Source organism: Phreatobacter sp. (assembly GCF_027532945.1).
Lineage (GTDB): Bacteria > Pseudomonadota > Alphaproteobacteria > Rhizobiales > Phreatobacteraceae > Phreatobacter.
In genome coordinates, this window is sequence record NZ_JAPZTZ010000017.1 from 51,003 (window position 1) to 66,006 (window position 15,004).

Here is a 15,004-nt window from a genome sequence, read left to right on the forward strand (position 1 = left end):
GGCCCGGTGCTGCAGGTGAGGCGGATCAGAGCCCCTGAAGCAGGGCGTCGGACTGCACGACGAAGCCGAAGCACTGGTTGACGTTGTAGACGGTTGCGGCGTGGCAGTAGTCGGGCGAGGTGGTCGCAGCGCAATCCTCGACGAGCAGGCAGTCATAGCCGAGGAAGTTGGCGTCCTGCAGCGTGCACAGGACGCACTGGTCCATGTTGACGCCGCCGAACAGCAGCGTGGTGATCCCCAGTGTGCGCAGGATGCTGTCCAGCGGCGTGTCCGGGAAACCGGACATGCGATACTTCGCGACCTCGATGTCCGATGGCGCGATGGTCAATTCCTCGACGACCGCCGCGGACCAGGATCCGAATTCGAGCACTCTTGCGCCGGTTGCGGGCAGCGGGTCGCCGAGGCCGACACCTGTTCCGGTGGGGTTGTAGACGTGAAGCAGAGCCGGGCTGAGGTTCAGCCGATCCGGCCGGTTGCCCCAATTGACCCAGACGATGGGCACGCCGGCTTGCCGCAAGGCCGGCAGCAGGCGCTGAAGCGGGGCGATTGGCCGCCGCGCCGGCGCGATGTCGACGCCGATATGGGCGAGCCAGCCGTCCGGGTGGCAGAAGTCGTTCTGCATGTCGATGACGATCATCGCCGTGCGCATGAGATCGACCGTGACCTCGCGCGTGCCGGTCGCCAGGGTCAGCGGCCGCGGCGCGATCGGCGCCCGCACGAGGTTCGCCGCCTGCGGCGACACGCGCCAGGCGGTTCTCGGAGAGGCGCCGAGGGCAACCGGTCCCTCCGCCGCGGCCTCGCTCACAGCAGGCCACCGAGAACGCGGCGATCCTCGTCGTCGAGTTCGACCCGCTGGCCGCTGCGGATCAGCTCGGAGAAGCCTTCGTTCGGGGTCATCACCGTCAGGGTGTAGAGCTTGCCTGCGCCGGTGTTCTCGAGGATGTGCTCGGTGCCGGGATGGACCAGGACGGCATCGCCCTTCTTCACCGGCGTCGCCTTGCCGTCGCAGCGGGCGATGCCCTCGCCCTCCAGAACGTAGAAAAACTCCTGGGCCGCCACGTGGGTGTTCGGCGGTGTGGCGCCGCCGACATTGAAGATCTCGATGAGGAAGATGGCTTCGCTCGCGCCCCTCTTGGGGTCGAACAGCACCGCGAAATAATTCGTGTCGGTGGGGCTGATCTGGAAGACGTCCGCCATGCGGGCATTGGCGAGCATGTGGCTCATCGGTTCAGTCCTCTCCGCGCTGCGGCATTCCTCGACGCGATCTCGCCGCAGCCGACAGCCGCCCGCAAGCGCAAGAAGCGGGCAGAACGGCGAGAAAGGAAGCAAGGCGCCCTTCGCGAGGCCGGGAACAGGTGCGCGCTATCGTCGCGGGTCCTCAGGGGGCGCCGATCTGGCGATGGCCGGGGCAGGAGCGAGGGGGCCTGCCAATGGCCTGTCCGTCCGGCCCGTGTGCGTCGTGTCGTCCCGCCCGGTGCCCACGGATGTCGCCAAAGCACAGGCTACAAACACGATTTTCTATGTATCAGTCATTCTGGAAATAAAAACTCTAGAACAACAATGATTATTGAAACTGATTTTGTGGGAGGAGGACTCTGAGAACAACCTCTATCGCGCAAATATACGAAACTGTCTGTATAATGTGCTGGGTCCGTACAATTAAGTATTCATGCATCAACCCAAGGTAGAATTCTGAACATTGTGCTCCTTGAAAAAGGGCGATGAATGTTTTGGATGATTTCTGTGGCGGGCAAGGCATTGCGGCGGAGGGCCCGTTGGATCTCCACGGGAGACGTGTTCCGTCGTTTCCGACGGGCCCGGACTGGCAGCGTGGCAACGGTCTTCGCGCTGGTGGCGCTTCCCCTGATCGGCCTCCTGGGGTCGGCTGTCGACTTCACCCGCGCCTCGGTTCAGCAGGCCCGGCTTCAGGCCGCGAGTGATGCGGCCGTCCTGGCCGGGGTCGTGGCTGCCAAGACGGAGCTCGATCGCGGCACTGTCGAAGCCACGGCGCTGGCCTCCGCCCGCGGCACCGCGCTGGCGTTCTTCCAGTCGAATTTCGGGTCCGGCGCCACATTCGACGCCCGGTTCGGCCTGAGCGGGTTGACCATTTCCGGCAATGGCACCGCCAGCTTCGCCCAGGTCAACGCCTTCATGGGGCTCTTTGGTTTCCCGAGCATGCCGATGGAGGTGCGCTCGCAGACGCAGGCATCGGTAGAGCCATTCCTCAACATCTACCTGCTGATCGATATTTCCGCGTCGATGCTTCTCCCCGCGACGAGCGCGGGCATCACCCGCATGAGCAGCGGCACCGGCTGCGCGCTGGCCTGCCACAACAAGACCGACGGATCGGACACCTATGCCTGGGCGGTCCGCAACAACATCCTCATGCGCTACCAGGTGGTGAACCAGGGCGTGGAGAACCTCCTGAACCACATCCGCTCCCGGCAGAGCCTGTCGGGGCGCGTGCGGGTTGAGCTCTGGTCCTTCGACCATGACATGCGCCGACTGGTGAACCTCACCTCCGACCTGACACGGGTGGCGAACAACTTCCCCGCGCCGGCCCTGGCCTCCAACGAGGAGTCGGCCGCCACCCGGTTCGACGATCTGATTGGGAATTTCGTCACGGCCGTCGGCACGTCCGGGTCCGGCGCGTCGCGGCAGGACGCGCGGAAACTGGTGATGATCGCCACCGACGGCGTCAACGATCCGACCCGCGCCTGGACTTGGAACACGCCCCTGCGGGCCCAGGTCCGGGCCTTCAACATGGCCTTCTGCGACACGCTGAAGTCGCGCGGCAACACGGTGGCGATCATCAATACACCCTACCTGCCGCTGCCCTGGGACTGGGGGTACAACGCGACCCTCGGCCAGCCCGGCCTGCATGGCGGGGCCACGCGGGTCGACGACATTCCCATCGTGATGCGGCGCTGCGCCGGCCGCTATTTCACCGCCGCCTCGGATGCCGATGCCATCCGGTCGGCCTTCGTGGCGCTGTTCACGGCGGCGTCGCCGGTGCGCCTGTCGCAGTGATGGCCGGCGCGGGCCGGGCGCTTGCCCTGGTCGTTTTAGGATGCGGCATGTCGCATCCGTGACGGTCATCGGTCAGGGGGCGGCCGTGCTGGCCCCGGCGCTTCGACGACGTCGGCGTGAGCGGCGAGCTTCAAGGAAACGGGCAGCCAGGACCAAGAGCGGCGGCGCCTCCATCGCGGCTGATCCGGTGATGACCGGGGATGTGCCGGGCGCCATCGAACGGCGTGCTGAGCATGGTCGGCGCTGTCGCCGCGGACCGTCTCCCGCCCCATCCGCCCTTCTCCCGATGTTGACGTTTACGTAAACGTGAGTTAGACAAAAGGCGAAGTCAGCCTGAGCCCTCCACGGGAGACCGACGCCGGTGAGCCGCATGGCCGAACAGGACCTCGCCCGGGACGGCGGCGCCACGCTCGCCGAGCTGCTGGCGCGCACCGGCAAGGCCTCCGAGAAGGAGGTCTTCACCATCCGTGAGCTGACGCGCGAGTTCGGCCTCACCGCCCGCGCCCTGCGTTTCTACGAGGAGAAGGGCCTGCTGGCGCCCAAGCGCCAAGGCCAGGACCGGCTCTATTCCCGCCGCGACCGGTCACGCCTGCGCCTCGTTCTTATGGGCAAGTGGGTCGGCTTCTCGCTGGAGGAGGTCAAGGCGATGCTCGACCTCTACGACCTCGGCGACGGCGGCGTCACACAGATGAAGGTGGCGCGGACCAAGTATCGCGAACAGGTCGGACGCCTGGCCGCCCAGCGCCGCGACATCGACACCGCCATGAACGAATTGCAGCGAGCGATCGGCGTGATCGACGAACGCCTCGCGGCCATCGGCGCCTCGGCGTCCAAGGACTGACATCCCGCCGCCGTGAGGCGGCCCAGCACGCGGCGCCGAAAGGTGCCCCTCTCGGAGGAGATGAGACCATGCCGACCTACAAGGCTCCCATCGAAGACACGATGTTCGTGCTCTATGACGTCCTGAAAATGGAAGCCTATGGCAACCTGCCGGGCTTCGCCGATGCGCCGCGCGACCTCGTCGAGGCCATCGTCAACGAGGGCGCCAAGTTCTGCGAGGAGGTCCTCCAGCCCCTCAACGTGGTGGGCGACACGGTCGGCTGCCGCCGCAATGCCGATGGCACTGTCACGACGCCGCCGGGCTTCAAGGAGGCCTACAAGCAGTACCAGGACGGCGGCTGGATGGGCCTCGCCTTCGATCCGGAATATGGCGGGCAGGGCCTGCCTGCCACCGTCAACACCGTGGTCGGCGAGTTCATGTCCTCGGCCAACCTCGCCTGGGGCATGTATCCGGGCCTGACCCAGGGCGCCATGGCGGCCCTGCATGTCCATGCCAATGACGAGATCAAGCGCACCTACCTGCCGAAGATGACCACCGGCGAGTGGACCGGCACGATGAACCTGACCGAGCCGCATTGCGGCACGGATCTCGGCATGCTGCGCACCAAGGCCGTGCCGAACGGTGACGGCTCCTACAAGATCTCCGGCCAGAAGATCTTCATCTCGGCCGGCGAGCACGACATGGCCGAGAACATCGTCCACCTCGTCCTTGCCCGCATCGAGGGCGCGCCGGCCGGCACCAAGGGCATTTCGCTCTTCGTCGTGCCGAAGTTCCTGCCCACCCCGGACGGCAAGCCGGGCCAGCGCAACGGCGTCTCCTGCGGCAAGATCGAGGAGAAGATGGGCATCCACGGCAATGCCACCTGCGTCATGAACTATGACGAGGCCACCGGCTGGGTCGTCGGCCACGAGAACAAGGGCCTCAACGCCATGTTCGTGATGATGAACGAGGCGCGCCTCTCGGTCGGCGTCCAGGGCCTGTCGCAGTCGGAGGTCGCCTATCAGAACGCGGTTGCCTATGCGAAGGACCGCATCCAGGGCCGCTCGCTTTCCGGCACGAAGGCGCCGGAGAAGGCCGCCGACCCGATCATCGTCCACCCGGATGTGCGCCGCACGCTGATGACGCTGCGCGCCGTGAACGAGGCCGGCCGCGCGCTGATGCTGTGGACGGCGCTGATGGCTGACGTGTCGCATCGCTCGGAGGATGCGGCCGAGCGCCAGAAGGCGGAGGACCATCTCGGCCTGATGACGCCGATCATCAAGGGCGTGCTCACCGATCTCGGCTTCGATAATGCCGTGAAGGCCCAGCAGATGTATGGCGGCCACGGCTACATCAACGAGTGGGGCATGGGCCAGTTCGTCCGCGATGCCCGCATCGCCATGATCTACGAGGGCGCCAACGGCATCCAGGCGCTGGACCTCGTCGGCCGCAAGCTCGGCGCCAATGGCGGCCGTGCGGTGATGAGCTTCTTCAACGAGGTCGGCACCTTCTGCGCCCAGAACAAGGACGACGCCACGGTCGGCCCCTTCATCGGCTCGCTGTCGAAGGGCCTGAAGGAGCTGCAGGCGGCCACCATGTGGTTCATGCAGAACGCCATGGCGAAGCCCGACAATGCTGGTGCCGGCTCCACTCCCTACATGCACATGTTCGGCCTCGTCGCCATGGGCTACATGTGGGCGAAGATGGCCAAGGTGGCGCAGGAAAAGCTCGTTGCCGGCGCCAATGGCTCCACCGACCGCATGAACGCCAAGCTGGTCACGGCGCGCTTCTTCTTCGAGCAGATGATGCCGGAGACCGGCGCCCATCTCGCCCGCATCCAGGCGGGTGCGGATTCGATGATGGCGCTCGCCGCCGACGCGTTCTGATTGGATGGAGAACGCATGGGAGCCGGCCCCAGGCCGGCTCCCCCGTAAGGCCCTCTTCCAGAGCCGCGGCGCCCGGTGGTGTAACTGCACACCAGGGCCGACAAGCGGCCAAAAAAGACTGCAAGGGAGACCCCAATGAGCGCGCTGAACCTGCCGAAGCCCGCCTGGCGCACCGAAGAGCACGACATGCTCGCGGAAAGCGCGCGGGCCTTCCTCGCCAAGGAATTCACGCCGAACCTCGACCGCTGGTCGGAGGAGGGCGTCATGGACCGCGACGCCTGGATCAAGGCGGCGGATGCCGGCCTGCTCTCGGCCTCGATCCCCGAGGAATATGGCGGGTCGGGCGGCGACTATAGCCACGAGGCGGTCATCGCCCATCAGATCGCCATGGCCGGTGCCGACAGCTGGGGCTGGGCCATCCACGGGCCGATCGTCGCGCCCTACCTCCTCCATTACGGCACCGAGGAGCAGAAGCGCGCCTGGCTGCCGAAGATGGCCACCGGCGAACTCATCGCGGCGCTGGCCATGACCGAGCCCGGGGCCGGCTCCGACGTCCAGGGCATCCGCACCAAGGCCGAGCGCTCCGGCAATGGCTGGGTGCTGAACGGCTCGAAGACCTTCATCACCAACGGCCAGCACGCCAATTTCATCCTGGTCGCCGCCAAGACCGACCCGTCCGCCGGCGCCAAGGGCACCTCGCTCTTTGCCGTCGAGACGGAGAACGCGCCGGGCTTCCGCCGCGGCCGCAAGCTGAAGAAGCTCGGCCTCGACTGGGCCGACACGTCCGAGCTATTCTTCGACGACATGAAGCTGCCGGCCGAGGCGCTGCTCGGGCCTGAGCCGAACCAGGGCTTCTACCAGATGATGCGGGCCCTGCCGCAGGAGCGCCTGACCATCGCCGGCGCCGCCGTCGGCATGATCGAGCGGGCGCTGACGCTGACCATCGACTACGTCAAGGAGCGCAAGGCCTTCGGCAAGGCGGTGATCGATTTCCAGAACACCCAGTTCGAGCTCGCCGACATGAAGACCGAGGCCACCATGGCCAAGATCTTCTACGAGACCTGCGTCGGCCTCCACATCGAGGGCAAGTGCGACACCGTCATGGCCTCCATGGCGAAGTACAAGCTCTCCGACCTGCAGAACACCATCGTCGACCGCTGCCTCCAGCTCTTCGGCGGCTATGGCTTCATGGACGAATATCCGATCTCGCGGATGTACCGGGACGCGCGCATCCAGCGCATCTACGGCGGCACCAACGAGATCATGAAGATCCTGATCGCACGCTCGCTCTGACCAGCGCAGCGCTCAACCGAACCACCGGGGAGGAACCCGCATGACCGACGTCTTCGTCTACGACCACGTGCGCACGCCGCGCGGCAAGGGCAAGTCCGACGGGGCCCTCCACGAGGTGACCGCCCTTGAGCTCGCCACCACGACGCTGCGCGCCCTCAAGGCCCGCAACGGCCTCGACACCAGCCTCGTCGACGACGTCGTCCTCGGCTGCGTCGATCCGGTGGGCGAGGCGGGCAGCGACATCGCCCGCGTCGCCGCCCTCAAGGCCGACTATGGCGACATCGTCCCCGGCATCCAGATCAACCGCTTCTGCGCCTCGGGCCTCGATGCGGTGAACTTCGCCGCGGCGCAGGTCATGGCCGGCCAGCACGACCTCGTCATCGGCGGCGGCGTCGAGAGCATGTCGCGCGTCGGCATGGGCGCCTCGGGCGGTGCCTGGCCGGTCGACCCGTCCATCGCGGTGAAGAGCTACTTCATGCCGCAGGGCATCTCGGCGGATCTCATCGCCACCAAGTACGGCTTCTCCCGCGACGACGTCGACGCCTATGCGGTGGAGAGCCAGAAGCGCGCCGCCAAGTCCTGGGAAGAGGGCCGGTTCAAGAACTCGGTCATCCCGGTGAAGGACATGAACGGCCTCACCATCCTCGACCGCGACGAGCACATGCGCCCGACCACGACCATGCAGTCGCTGGCGAGCCTCAACCCCTCCTTCGTGATGATGGGCGAGGCCGGCGGCTTCGACGCCGTGGCGATCCAGGCCCATCCCGAGCTTGAGGGCGTCACCCACGTCCACCATGCCGGCAATTCCTCCGGTATCGTCGACGGCGCCGCCGCCGTGCTCCTCGGCTCGGCCGAGGCCGGCAAGGCCTCCGGCCTGAAGCCCCGCGCCCGCATCCGAGCTTTCGCCAATATCGGCTCCGAGCCGGCGCTGATGCTCACCGGCCCGGTGGACGTCACCAAGAAGCTGCTGAAGAAGGCGGGCATGCAGCTCTCCGACATCGACCTCTTCGAGCTGAACGAGGCCTTCGCCTCGGTGGTGCTGCGCTACATGCAGGCCTTCGACATCCCGCACGACAAGATCAATGTCTGCGGCGGCGCCATCGCGCTCGGCCATCCGCTGGGCGCCACCGGCGCCATGATCCTCGGCACGGTGCTCGACGAACTGGAGCGCACCGGCAAATCCACCGCCCTCGTGACGCTGTGCATCGGCGCCGGCATGGGCACCGCCACCATCATCGAGCGCGTGTGAGAGGAGTGATGACCATGAACCTCAAGAACTTCACTTGGGTCGTCGATTCCGACGGCATCGCGCTCCTCACCTGGGACATGCAGGGCAAGTCGATGAATGTCATCGACGAGTCCGTCGGCCATGACCTCAATGCCGCGGTGGATGCCGCCGTCGCCGATCCGGCGGTCAAGGGCGTCGTCATCACCTCGGGCAAGGACACGTTCTCGGGCGGCGCCGACCTCACCATGCTCGAGCGCCTCGGCCAGACCTTCAAGGACGCGATCAAGGCCAAGGGCCCCGAGGCGGCCATGGCCGACTTCTTCGAGCAGAGCCGCGCCTATTCGCTGGTGCTGCGTAAGATCGAGACCTGCGGCAAGCCCTTCGTCTGCGCCATCAACGGCATGTGCCTCGGCGGCGCCTTCGAGATCGCGCTGGCCTGCCACGCCCGCATCGCCTCGGACAATCCGAAGCTGCGCGTCGGCCTGCCCGAGGTGAAGGTCGGCCTGTTCCCCGGCGCCGGCGGCACCCAGCGCGTGCCGCGCATGGCCGACATCCAGTCGGCGCTGCAGATGCTCTTGAAGGGCGACCAGCTCAAGGCCGACCGCGCCAAGGCGATGAACCTGATCGACGAGATCGTTCCCGCCGACAAGCTGATCGAGGCGGCGAAGGCCAGGCTGAAGGCCGGCGTCGACCCGGTGAAGCCCTGGGACAAGCCGAAGTTCAAGCTCCCCTCCGGTCCGGTCTATTCGGCTGGCGGCATGATGGTCTGGCCGCCGGCCAATGCCATCTACCGCAAGGAGACCTATGACAATTATCCGGGCGCCCGCGCCATCATGAGCGCGGTCTATGAGGGTCTTCTGGTCCCCATGGACACCGCGCTGCGTATCGAGTCGCGCTACTTCGCCTCGGTCCTGCGCTCGCCGCAGGCCCAGGCGATGATCCGCTCGCTCTTCGTCTCCATGGGCGCGCTCGGCAAGGGCCTTCGCCGTCCTGCCGGCGTGCCGGCGACGCAGCTCAAGACGGTCGGCGTGCTCGGCGCCGGCTTCATGGGCGCGGGCATCGCCTATGTCACGGCGCAGGCCGGCATGGACGTCGTCCTGCTCGACCGCGACGTGGAGGCGGCCGAGAAGGGCAAGGCCTATACCCACAAGCTGATGACCGACCAGGTCAACAAGGGCCGTGCCACCTCGGCGCAGCGCGAGGCGCTGCTCGCCAAGATCAAGACCACCGCCGACTATGCCGACCTCAAGGACGTCGACCTCATCATCGAGGCGGTGTTCGAGGACCCGGCGGTGAAGGCCGACGTCATCAAGAAGACGGAAGCGGTGATCCGCCCCGACGTGATCTTCGCCTCCAACACCTCGACCCTGCCGATCACCGGCCTCGCCAAGGCCTCGGTGCGCCCCGAGCAGTTCATCGGCATCCACTTCTTCTCGCCGGTGGACAAGATGATGCTGGTCGAGATCATCATGGCCGAGAAGACCGGCGATAAGGCGCTTGCGGTCGCCCTCGACTACGTCAAGGCGATCAAGAAGACGCCGATCGTGGTCAACGACACCCGCGGCTTCTATGTGAACCGCTGCGTCGGCAATTACATCAAGGAAGCCCACCTGATGGTGATGGAGGGCGTGCCCCCCGTCATGATCGACAATCTCGCCAAGCAGGCGGGCATGCCGGTCGGGCCGCTGACCCTCAACGACGAGGTCGCCATCGACCTCGGCCTCAAGATCCTCAAGGCCACCAAGGCGCAGGTCGGCACCCAGGCCGTCGATCCGCAACAGGAGAAGCTGCTGACCTTCCTGGTCGAGCAGGAGGGCCGCGTCGGCAAGAAGGCCAAGAAGGGCTTCTACGAGTACCTCGACAACGGCAAGAAGACGATCTGGCCGGGCCTCAAGGCCTTTGTCGGCAGCCAGCAGGACCCGGACGCGATCGACCGCCAGGAGATCATCGACCGGCTGCTGATCACGACGGCGCTGGAGGCCTCCCGTTGCGTCGAGGAGGGGGTGGTCACCGATCCGCGCGAGGCGGATGTCGGCTCCATCCTCGGCTTCGGCTTCGCACCTTGGTCCGGCGGCACGCTCAGCTACATCGACATGATCGGCACCAAGGCCTTCGTCACGAAGTGCGACGCGCTCGCGGCGAAGTACGGCGACCGCTTCACGCCGAACAAGCTGCTGCGCGAGATGGCCGAGACCGGTGAGACCTTCTACGGCCGCATGGCCGGTCGGAAGGCCGCCGCCTGAGGCTTCGCGGATTGCGAGGGGATGCGCGGGCGGCCTTCGGGCCGCCCGTTGCGTTTGGGGGCTACCACGGCACCGCGGCGATGTCCGTCTGCCTGAAATCGTCGCCCTTGAAGAGCAGGGGCTCGCCGGTGTCCCGTGCCAGGGCGTAGGCGATGCAGTCGCCGTAGTTGAGGCCGGCTTTGGCCTGGCCCTTGCCGAACAGACGAAAGGCGCGTCTGGCGAGATCGGCGTGATGCGGCGTCATCGCGACCACGACGATGCCGAGCTTGAGGATCATGAGGTCGAGCGCATGGCCACCGGCGTCGCCCTTGCGGGCCTGCGCGATGATGCCGGCCTCCAGTACGCTCCCCGCCGACATGAGCCGCGTCCCGTCCTGCGCGATGGCGCGGATGAGCGCGGGCGCCTCGGGCTCGGAGAACAGGATGGCGAGCAGCGCCGATGTGTCGATCACCATGGGTCACTCCGCCATCGTGTCGAAGCCTAGGATCGCCTCGTCACTGCGCTGATCGAGCACCGGCACGCCGGCGAGACTGCGCGCGATGCCTAGAACGTCATCGACCAGCACCTCCACATCCACCTGCCGCCGCTCCTCGCGCGCCAGCTTCTCCTTGAGGGCGATGACCACGGCCCGGGTGATGCTCTCGCCCGTCATGTCGGCGACCTGGCGTGCCAGCCGGTCCGCCTCCGGATCCTTGATGTTCAGTGCCATCTCGGTTCTTCCTAGCTTCCTGTTTGTCTTCTTGGGAATATAGCAGATCGCCATGGCCGCCGACAGGACTGATGCTTGCGCCTGTCCCTTTCACCGATGCGCTGTCGGACCATCCGGGTCGAAACCCGTGGAAAGCCGCGGCTCCGCGACCTTTGGTGCAGAGGCACACGGCGCGCATGGCGTTGCACCATGAGAATACGTGTGCTACCGGACAGCCGACTTCGGGGGCAGGCCACCGTCATGGCCCACTTCCGGGGCTGAATTTCCCAGTCGAGACAACGGTTTGATGTCACCGCGCGATAGCGGGGCGGCACATGGGGACCGGAGGTCTCGACGCCTCAAGCGCGAGAGACGCGGTGGCTGGCGAAGACAAGACCGTTTCCGGCATGGCGGGGCGCTATGCCTCCGCCCTTTTCGAGCTGGCGAGCGAGGCTGGCCAGGTGGACAAGGTCCAGGCCGATCTCGGCCGGTTCGTCGCCCTTCTGGAGGGGTCCGAGGACCTGCGCCGGCTGGTGAAGAGCCCGGTCTTCTCCTCCGATGACCAGTCCAAGGCGGTCGCTGCGATCCTCGCGAAGGCTGGCATCGATGGCATCGCCGCGAACCTCATCAAGGTGGTGGCGGCGAATCGCCGTCTCTTCGCCATCGAGAGCATCATCCGCGGCTTCAACGCCCTGGTGGCCAAGTCGCGCGGCGAAGTCGTCGCCGAGGTGACGGTCGCCGAGGCGCTCTCGCCCACCCATACTTCCTCGCTGTCGTCCGCCCTGAAGGACGTGCTCGGCAAGGAGCCCAAGATCGCCGTGAAGGTGGACCCGGCCATCCTCGGCGGGCTGATCGTGAAGGTCGGCTCGCGGATGATCGACACGTCCCTTCGCACCAAGCTCAACGCGATTCGAACCGCCATGAAAGAGGTCGGCTGATGGACATCCGCGCCGCTGAAATCTCTGCGATCCTCAAGGACCAGATCAAGAACTTCGGTCAGGAGGCGGAAGTCTCCGAGGTCGGCCAGGTGCTCTCCGTCGGTGACGGCATTGCCCGCGTCTACGGTCTCGACAACGTCCAGGCGGGCGAGATGGTCGAGTTCGACAACGGCATCCGCGGCATGGCGCTGAACCTCGAGACCGACAATGTCGGTATCGTGCTGTTCGGTGCCGACCGCGACATCAAGGAAGGCGACACCGTCAAGCGCACCGGCGCCATCGTCGACGTCCCCGTCGGCAAGGGCCTGCTCGGCCGCGTCGTCGACGCCCTCGGCAACCCGATCGACGGCAAGGGCCCGATCGAGGCCACCGAGCGTCGCCGCGTCGACGTGAAGGCCCCCGGCATCATTCCGCGCAAGTCGGTGCATGAGCCGATGGCCACCGGCCTGAAGTCGATCGACGCGCTGATCCCGATCGGCCGCGGCCAGCGCGAGCTGATCATCGGCGACCGCCAGACCGGCAAGACCGCCATTGCCCTCGACACCATCCTCAACCAGAAGCCGCTGAACGTGGCCGGCGCCGACGAGCACCAGAAGCTCTACTGCGTCTACGTCGCCGTCGGCCAGAAGCGCTCCACGGTCGCCCAGTTCGTGAAGGCGCTCGAGGAGAACGGCGCGCTCGAGTACTCGATCGTCGTCGCCGCCACCGCCTCGGACCCGGCGCCGATGCAGTTCCTGGCGCCCTTCTCGGGCTGCGCCATGGGCGAGTTCTTCCGCGACAACGGCATGCACGCCGTCATCATCTATGACGACCTGTCGAAGCAGGCCGTCGCCTACCGCCAGATGTCGCTGCTGCTGCGCCGTCCGCCGGGCCGCGAGGCCTATCCGGGCGACGTGTTCTATCTCCACTCCCGCCTGCTCGAGCGCGCGGCGAAGATGGGTGACGACGCCGGCAAGGGCTCGCTGACCGCGCTCCCGGTCATCGAGACGCAGGCGAACGACGTGTCGGCCTATATCCCGACCAACGTCATCTCCATCACCGACGGCCAGATCTTCCTCGAGACCGACCTGTTCTTCCAGGGCATCCGCCCGGCGGTGAACGTCGGCCTCTCGGTGTCGCGCGTCGGCTCATCGGCGCAGACCAAGGCGATGAAGAAGGTCGCCGGCAAGATCAAGGGCGAGCTCGCCCAGTATCGCGAGATGGCCGCCTTCGCCCAGTTCGGCTCGGACCTCGATGCGACGACCCAGCGCCTGCTCAACCGCGGCGCCCGTCTCACCGAGCTGCTCAAGCAGAACCAGTACTCGCCGCTGAAGATGGAAGAGCAGGTTGCGGTCATCTGGGCCGGCACCAACGGCTACCTCGACAAGCTGCCGCTGAACCGCGTGAAGGCCTTCGAGGAAGGTCTGCTCGGCAAGCTGCGCTCCGAGGGCGCCATCCTCGATGCCATCCGCACCTCGAAGGACCTCTCCGACGATACGGCCGCCAAGCTGAAGGCCGCGGTGGAGAGCTTCGCGGCGTCGTTCGGCTGATCGCCGGACAGTGAGCTACGTCGGCGACAGCCTCGGGCCGGGCGAGACCATCGTCCATGAAGCGACGATCCACTGGGTCGTCTACTTCTGGCCCATCGTCGCCGTGATCGTCGGCCTCGCCGCCACGGTCGTCGCCTGGCCCTATGGCCTGGCGGTTCTCGCGGTGGCGGCGCTCTGGCTGCTGGTGGCCTGGTTCCTGAGCCGGACCACCGAGCTGGCGGTCACCTCCCGCAAGGTGGTGGCGAAGTGGGGGCTCGTCGCCCGCTCCACCATCGAGCAGAGGCTCGAAAAGGTCGACTCCATTGCGGTCGACCAGACATTTCTCGGCCGCGTTCTCAATTTCGGGAACGTGACCGTCCATGGGACTGGCATCAACGCCACGCCCATCAAGATGATCGCGGATCCGCTGGCCTTCCGCCGCAAGGTGGAACAGGCCATCGAAGCCAGAAGGGACGTCGGCTGATGCCGAGCTTGAAGGATCTGAGGAACCGCATCGCCTCCGTGAAGGCGACGCAGAAGATCACCAAGGCCATGCAGATGGTGGCCGCGGCGAAGCTGAAGCGCGCCCAGACGGCGGCCGAGGCGGCGCGCCCCTATGCCGAGAAGATGGACGCGGTGCTCGCCAACCTGACCGCCGGCGTGTCGGGCTCGGATGCGCCCGTGCTGCTCGCCGGCACGGGGAAGGACCAGGTTCACCTCCTCGTCGTCGCCACCGCCGAGCGCGGGCTGTGCGGCGCCTTCAACAGCTCCATCGTCCGCCTCGCCCGCGAGCGCGCCCTGGCGCTGCAGGCCGAGGGCAAGACGGTCAAGTTCTTCTGCGTGGGACGCAAGGGCTACGACCTCATCCGCCGCCAGTTCGACAAGCAGATCGTCGGCTATATCGAGTTCCGCGCGGTGAAGCAGCTCTCCTACGCCCAGGCGGAAGAGGTCAGCACCCAGGTTCAGAAGCTCTTCGCCGACGGCCAGTTCGACGTCGCGACGCTGTTCTTCTCCAAGTTCAAGTCGGTGATCTCGCAGATCCCGACGGCGCAGCAGATCATCCCGGCGCAGGTCGCCGGCGAGGCCGCTCCGGCCGGCGCCGACATTGCCCCTTACGAGTTCGAGCCCGGCGAGACCGAAATCCTCGCCGATCTCCTGCCGCGCAACGTGACCATCCAGATCTTCAAGGCGATCCTCGAGAACGCCGCGTCGGAGCAGGGCGCCCGCATGTCCTCCATGGACAATGCGACGCGCAATGCCGGCGAGATGATCAAGAAGCAGACGCTCAAGTACAACCGTGCGCGTCAGGCGATGATCACCAAGGAACTCATCGAAATCATCTCGGGCGCTGAGGCGCTCTGAGCTCACGA

General features: G+C 66.4%; 14 protein-coding genes. 10 read left to right on the top strand and 4 right to left on the bottom strand.

What is annotated here, in order from left to right; translation table 11 throughout:
- Positions 1-25: 25 nt before the first annotated feature.
- Together O9344_RS13385 and O9344_RS13390 are read right to left on the bottom strand one after the other, a co-directional pair.
- Positions 26-805, bottom strand: coding sequence for a cysteine hydrolase family protein (locus O9344_RS13385; protein WP_298478024.1), 780 nt, complete (start codon positions 803-805; stop codon positions 26-28).
- Entirely contained in the window at positions 802-1,224 is a 423-nt protein-coding gene (locus O9344_RS13390) for a cupin domain-containing protein (protein ID WP_298478027.1), read from the bottom strand. Before O9344_RS13390 ends, O9344_RS13385 begins: the two co-directional genes overlap by 4 nt.
- Before the next feature lie 606 nt (positions 1,225-1,830).
- On the opposite strand from O9344_RS13390, the gene O9344_RS13395 reads away from it, so the two are divergent.
- The 6 genes from O9344_RS13395 (at position 1,831) to O9344_RS13420 (ending at position 10,500) form a co-directional block, all read left to right on the top strand.
- Positions 1,831-3,030 (top strand): pilus assembly protein TadG-related protein, encoded by a 1,200-nt coding sequence (locus tag O9344_RS13395; RefSeq protein WP_298478030.1) that lies wholly within the window; start codon positions 1,831-1,833, stop codon positions 3,028-3,030.
- Positions 3,031-3,400: 370 nt separating this feature from the next.
- A complete protein-coding gene (locus O9344_RS13400) occupies positions 3,401-3,871 on the top strand; it encodes a MerR family DNA-binding transcriptional regulator (protein WP_298478032.1) in 471 nt (156 codons plus the stop codon).
- 68 nt (positions 3,872-3,939) lie between these two features.
- On the top strand, positions 3,940-5,736 hold the full coding sequence (locus tag O9344_RS13405) for an acyl-CoA dehydrogenase C-terminal domain-containing protein (protein ID WP_298478035.1): 1,797 nt from the start codon (positions 3,940-3,942) through the stop codon (positions 5,734-5,736).
- Positions 5,737-5,871: 135 nt separating this feature from the next.
- Positions 5,872-7,029 carry an acyl-CoA dehydrogenase family protein gene (locus O9344_RS13410; protein WP_298478038.1) on the top strand — a complete coding sequence of 386 codons (1,158 nt, stop codon included), beginning with the start codon at positions 5,872-5,874 and terminating at the stop codon, positions 7,027-7,029.
- Positions 7,030-7,069: 40 nt separating this feature from the next.
- Positions 7,070-8,278, top strand: a complete 1,209-nt coding sequence (locus O9344_RS13415; RefSeq protein ID WP_298478041.1) for an acetyl-CoA C-acetyltransferase — start codon at positions 7,070-7,072, stop codon at positions 8,276-8,278.
- 14 nt (positions 8,279-8,292) lie between these two features.
- Complete coding sequence (locus O9344_RS13420; protein ID WP_298478043.1) at positions 8,293-10,500, top strand: 3-hydroxyacyl-CoA dehydrogenase NAD-binding domain-containing protein; 2,208 nt, start codon at positions 8,293-8,295, stop codon at positions 10,498-10,500.
- Positions 10,501-10,561: 61 nt separating this feature from the next.
- Here the strand turns inward: O9344_RS13420 and O9344_RS13425 are convergent, their stop codons facing one another.
- Complete coding sequence (locus tag O9344_RS13425; RefSeq protein ID WP_298478045.1) at positions 10,562-10,954, bottom strand: type II toxin-antitoxin system VapC family toxin; 393 nt, start codon at positions 10,952-10,954, stop codon at positions 10,562-10,564.
- A 3-nt stretch (positions 10,955-10,957) separates the two neighbouring features.
- The gene (locus O9344_RS13430; protein ID WP_298478048.1) at positions 10,958-11,209 is read right to left on the bottom strand and encodes a type II toxin-antitoxin system VapB family antitoxin; all 252 of its coding nucleotides are present in this window, start codon (positions 11,207-11,209) and stop codon (positions 10,958-10,960) included.
- Between the two features lie 356 nt (positions 11,210-11,565).
- Between O9344_RS13430 and O9344_RS13435 the strand changes: the two genes are divergently transcribed.
- From O9344_RS13435 to O9344_RS13450, 4 genes are read left to right on the top strand one after another with little or no spacing between them, the layout of a single operon-like run.
- Positions 11,566-12,126 carry a F0F1 ATP synthase subunit delta gene (locus tag O9344_RS13435; protein WP_298478050.1) on the top strand — a complete coding sequence of 187 codons (561 nt, stop codon included), beginning with the start codon at positions 11,566-11,568 and terminating at the stop codon, positions 12,124-12,126.
- Positions 12,126-13,655, top strand: coding sequence for a F0F1 ATP synthase subunit alpha (gene atpA / locus O9344_RS13440; protein ID WP_298478052.1), 1,530 nt, complete (start codon positions 12,126-12,128; stop codon positions 13,653-13,655). The genes O9344_RS13435 and atpA overlap by 1 nt, the downstream gene beginning before the upstream one ends.
- A gap of 10 nt (positions 13,656-13,665) precedes the next feature.
- Positions 13,666-14,118: a PH domain-containing protein gene (locus O9344_RS13445; protein WP_298478054.1), complete on the top strand. Its 453-nt coding sequence runs from the start codon at positions 13,666-13,668 to the stop codon at positions 14,116-14,118.
- Positions 14,118-14,996 (top strand): F0F1 ATP synthase subunit gamma, encoded by an 879-nt coding sequence (locus tag O9344_RS13450; protein WP_298478056.1) that lies wholly within the window; start codon positions 14,118-14,120, stop codon positions 14,994-14,996. The genes O9344_RS13445 and O9344_RS13450 overlap by 1 nt, the downstream gene beginning before the upstream one ends.
- Positions 14,997-15,004: the final 8 nt, after the last annotated feature.

What these genes read in the sequence shown, in the direction of transcription:
- O9344_RS13390 (WP_298478027.1), bottom strand. Translation starts at nt 1,224, where the DNA reads ATGAGCCACATGCTCGCCAATGCCCGCATGGCGGACGTCTTCCAGATC.
- O9344_RS13400 (WP_298478032.1), top strand. Translation starts at nt 3,401, where the DNA reads ATGGCCGAACAGGACCTCGCCCGGGACGGCGGCGCCACGCTCGCCGAG.
- O9344_RS13405 (WP_298478035.1), top strand. Translation starts at nt 3,940, where the DNA reads ATGCCGACCTACAAGGCTCCCATCGAAGACACGATGTTCGTGCTCTAT.
- O9344_RS13410 (WP_298478038.1), top strand. Translation starts at nt 5,872, where the DNA reads ATGAGCGCGCTGAACCTGCCGAAGCCCGCCTGGCGCACCGAAGAGCAC.
- O9344_RS13415 (WP_298478041.1), top strand. Translation starts at nt 7,070, where the DNA reads ATGACCGACGTCTTCGTCTACGACCACGTGCGCACGCCGCGCGGCAAG.
- O9344_RS13420 (WP_298478043.1), top strand. Translation starts at nt 8,293, where the DNA reads ATGAACCTCAAGAACTTCACTTGGGTCGTCGATTCCGACGGCATCGCG.
- O9344_RS13425 (WP_298478045.1), bottom strand. Translation starts at nt 10,954, where the DNA reads ATGGTGATCGACACATCGGCGCTGCTCGCCATCCTGTTCTCCGAGCCC.
- O9344_RS13430 (WP_298478048.1), bottom strand. Translation starts at nt 11,209, where the DNA reads ATGGCACTGAACATCAAGGATCCGGAGGCGGACCGGCTGGCACGCCAG.
- atpA (WP_298478052.1), top strand. Translation starts at nt 12,126, where the DNA reads ATGGACATCCGCGCCGCTGAAATCTCTGCGATCCTCAAGGACCAGATC.
- O9344_RS13450 (WP_298478056.1), top strand. Translation starts at nt 14,118, where the DNA reads ATGCCGAGCTTGAAGGATCTGAGGAACCGCATCGCCTCCGTGAAGGCG.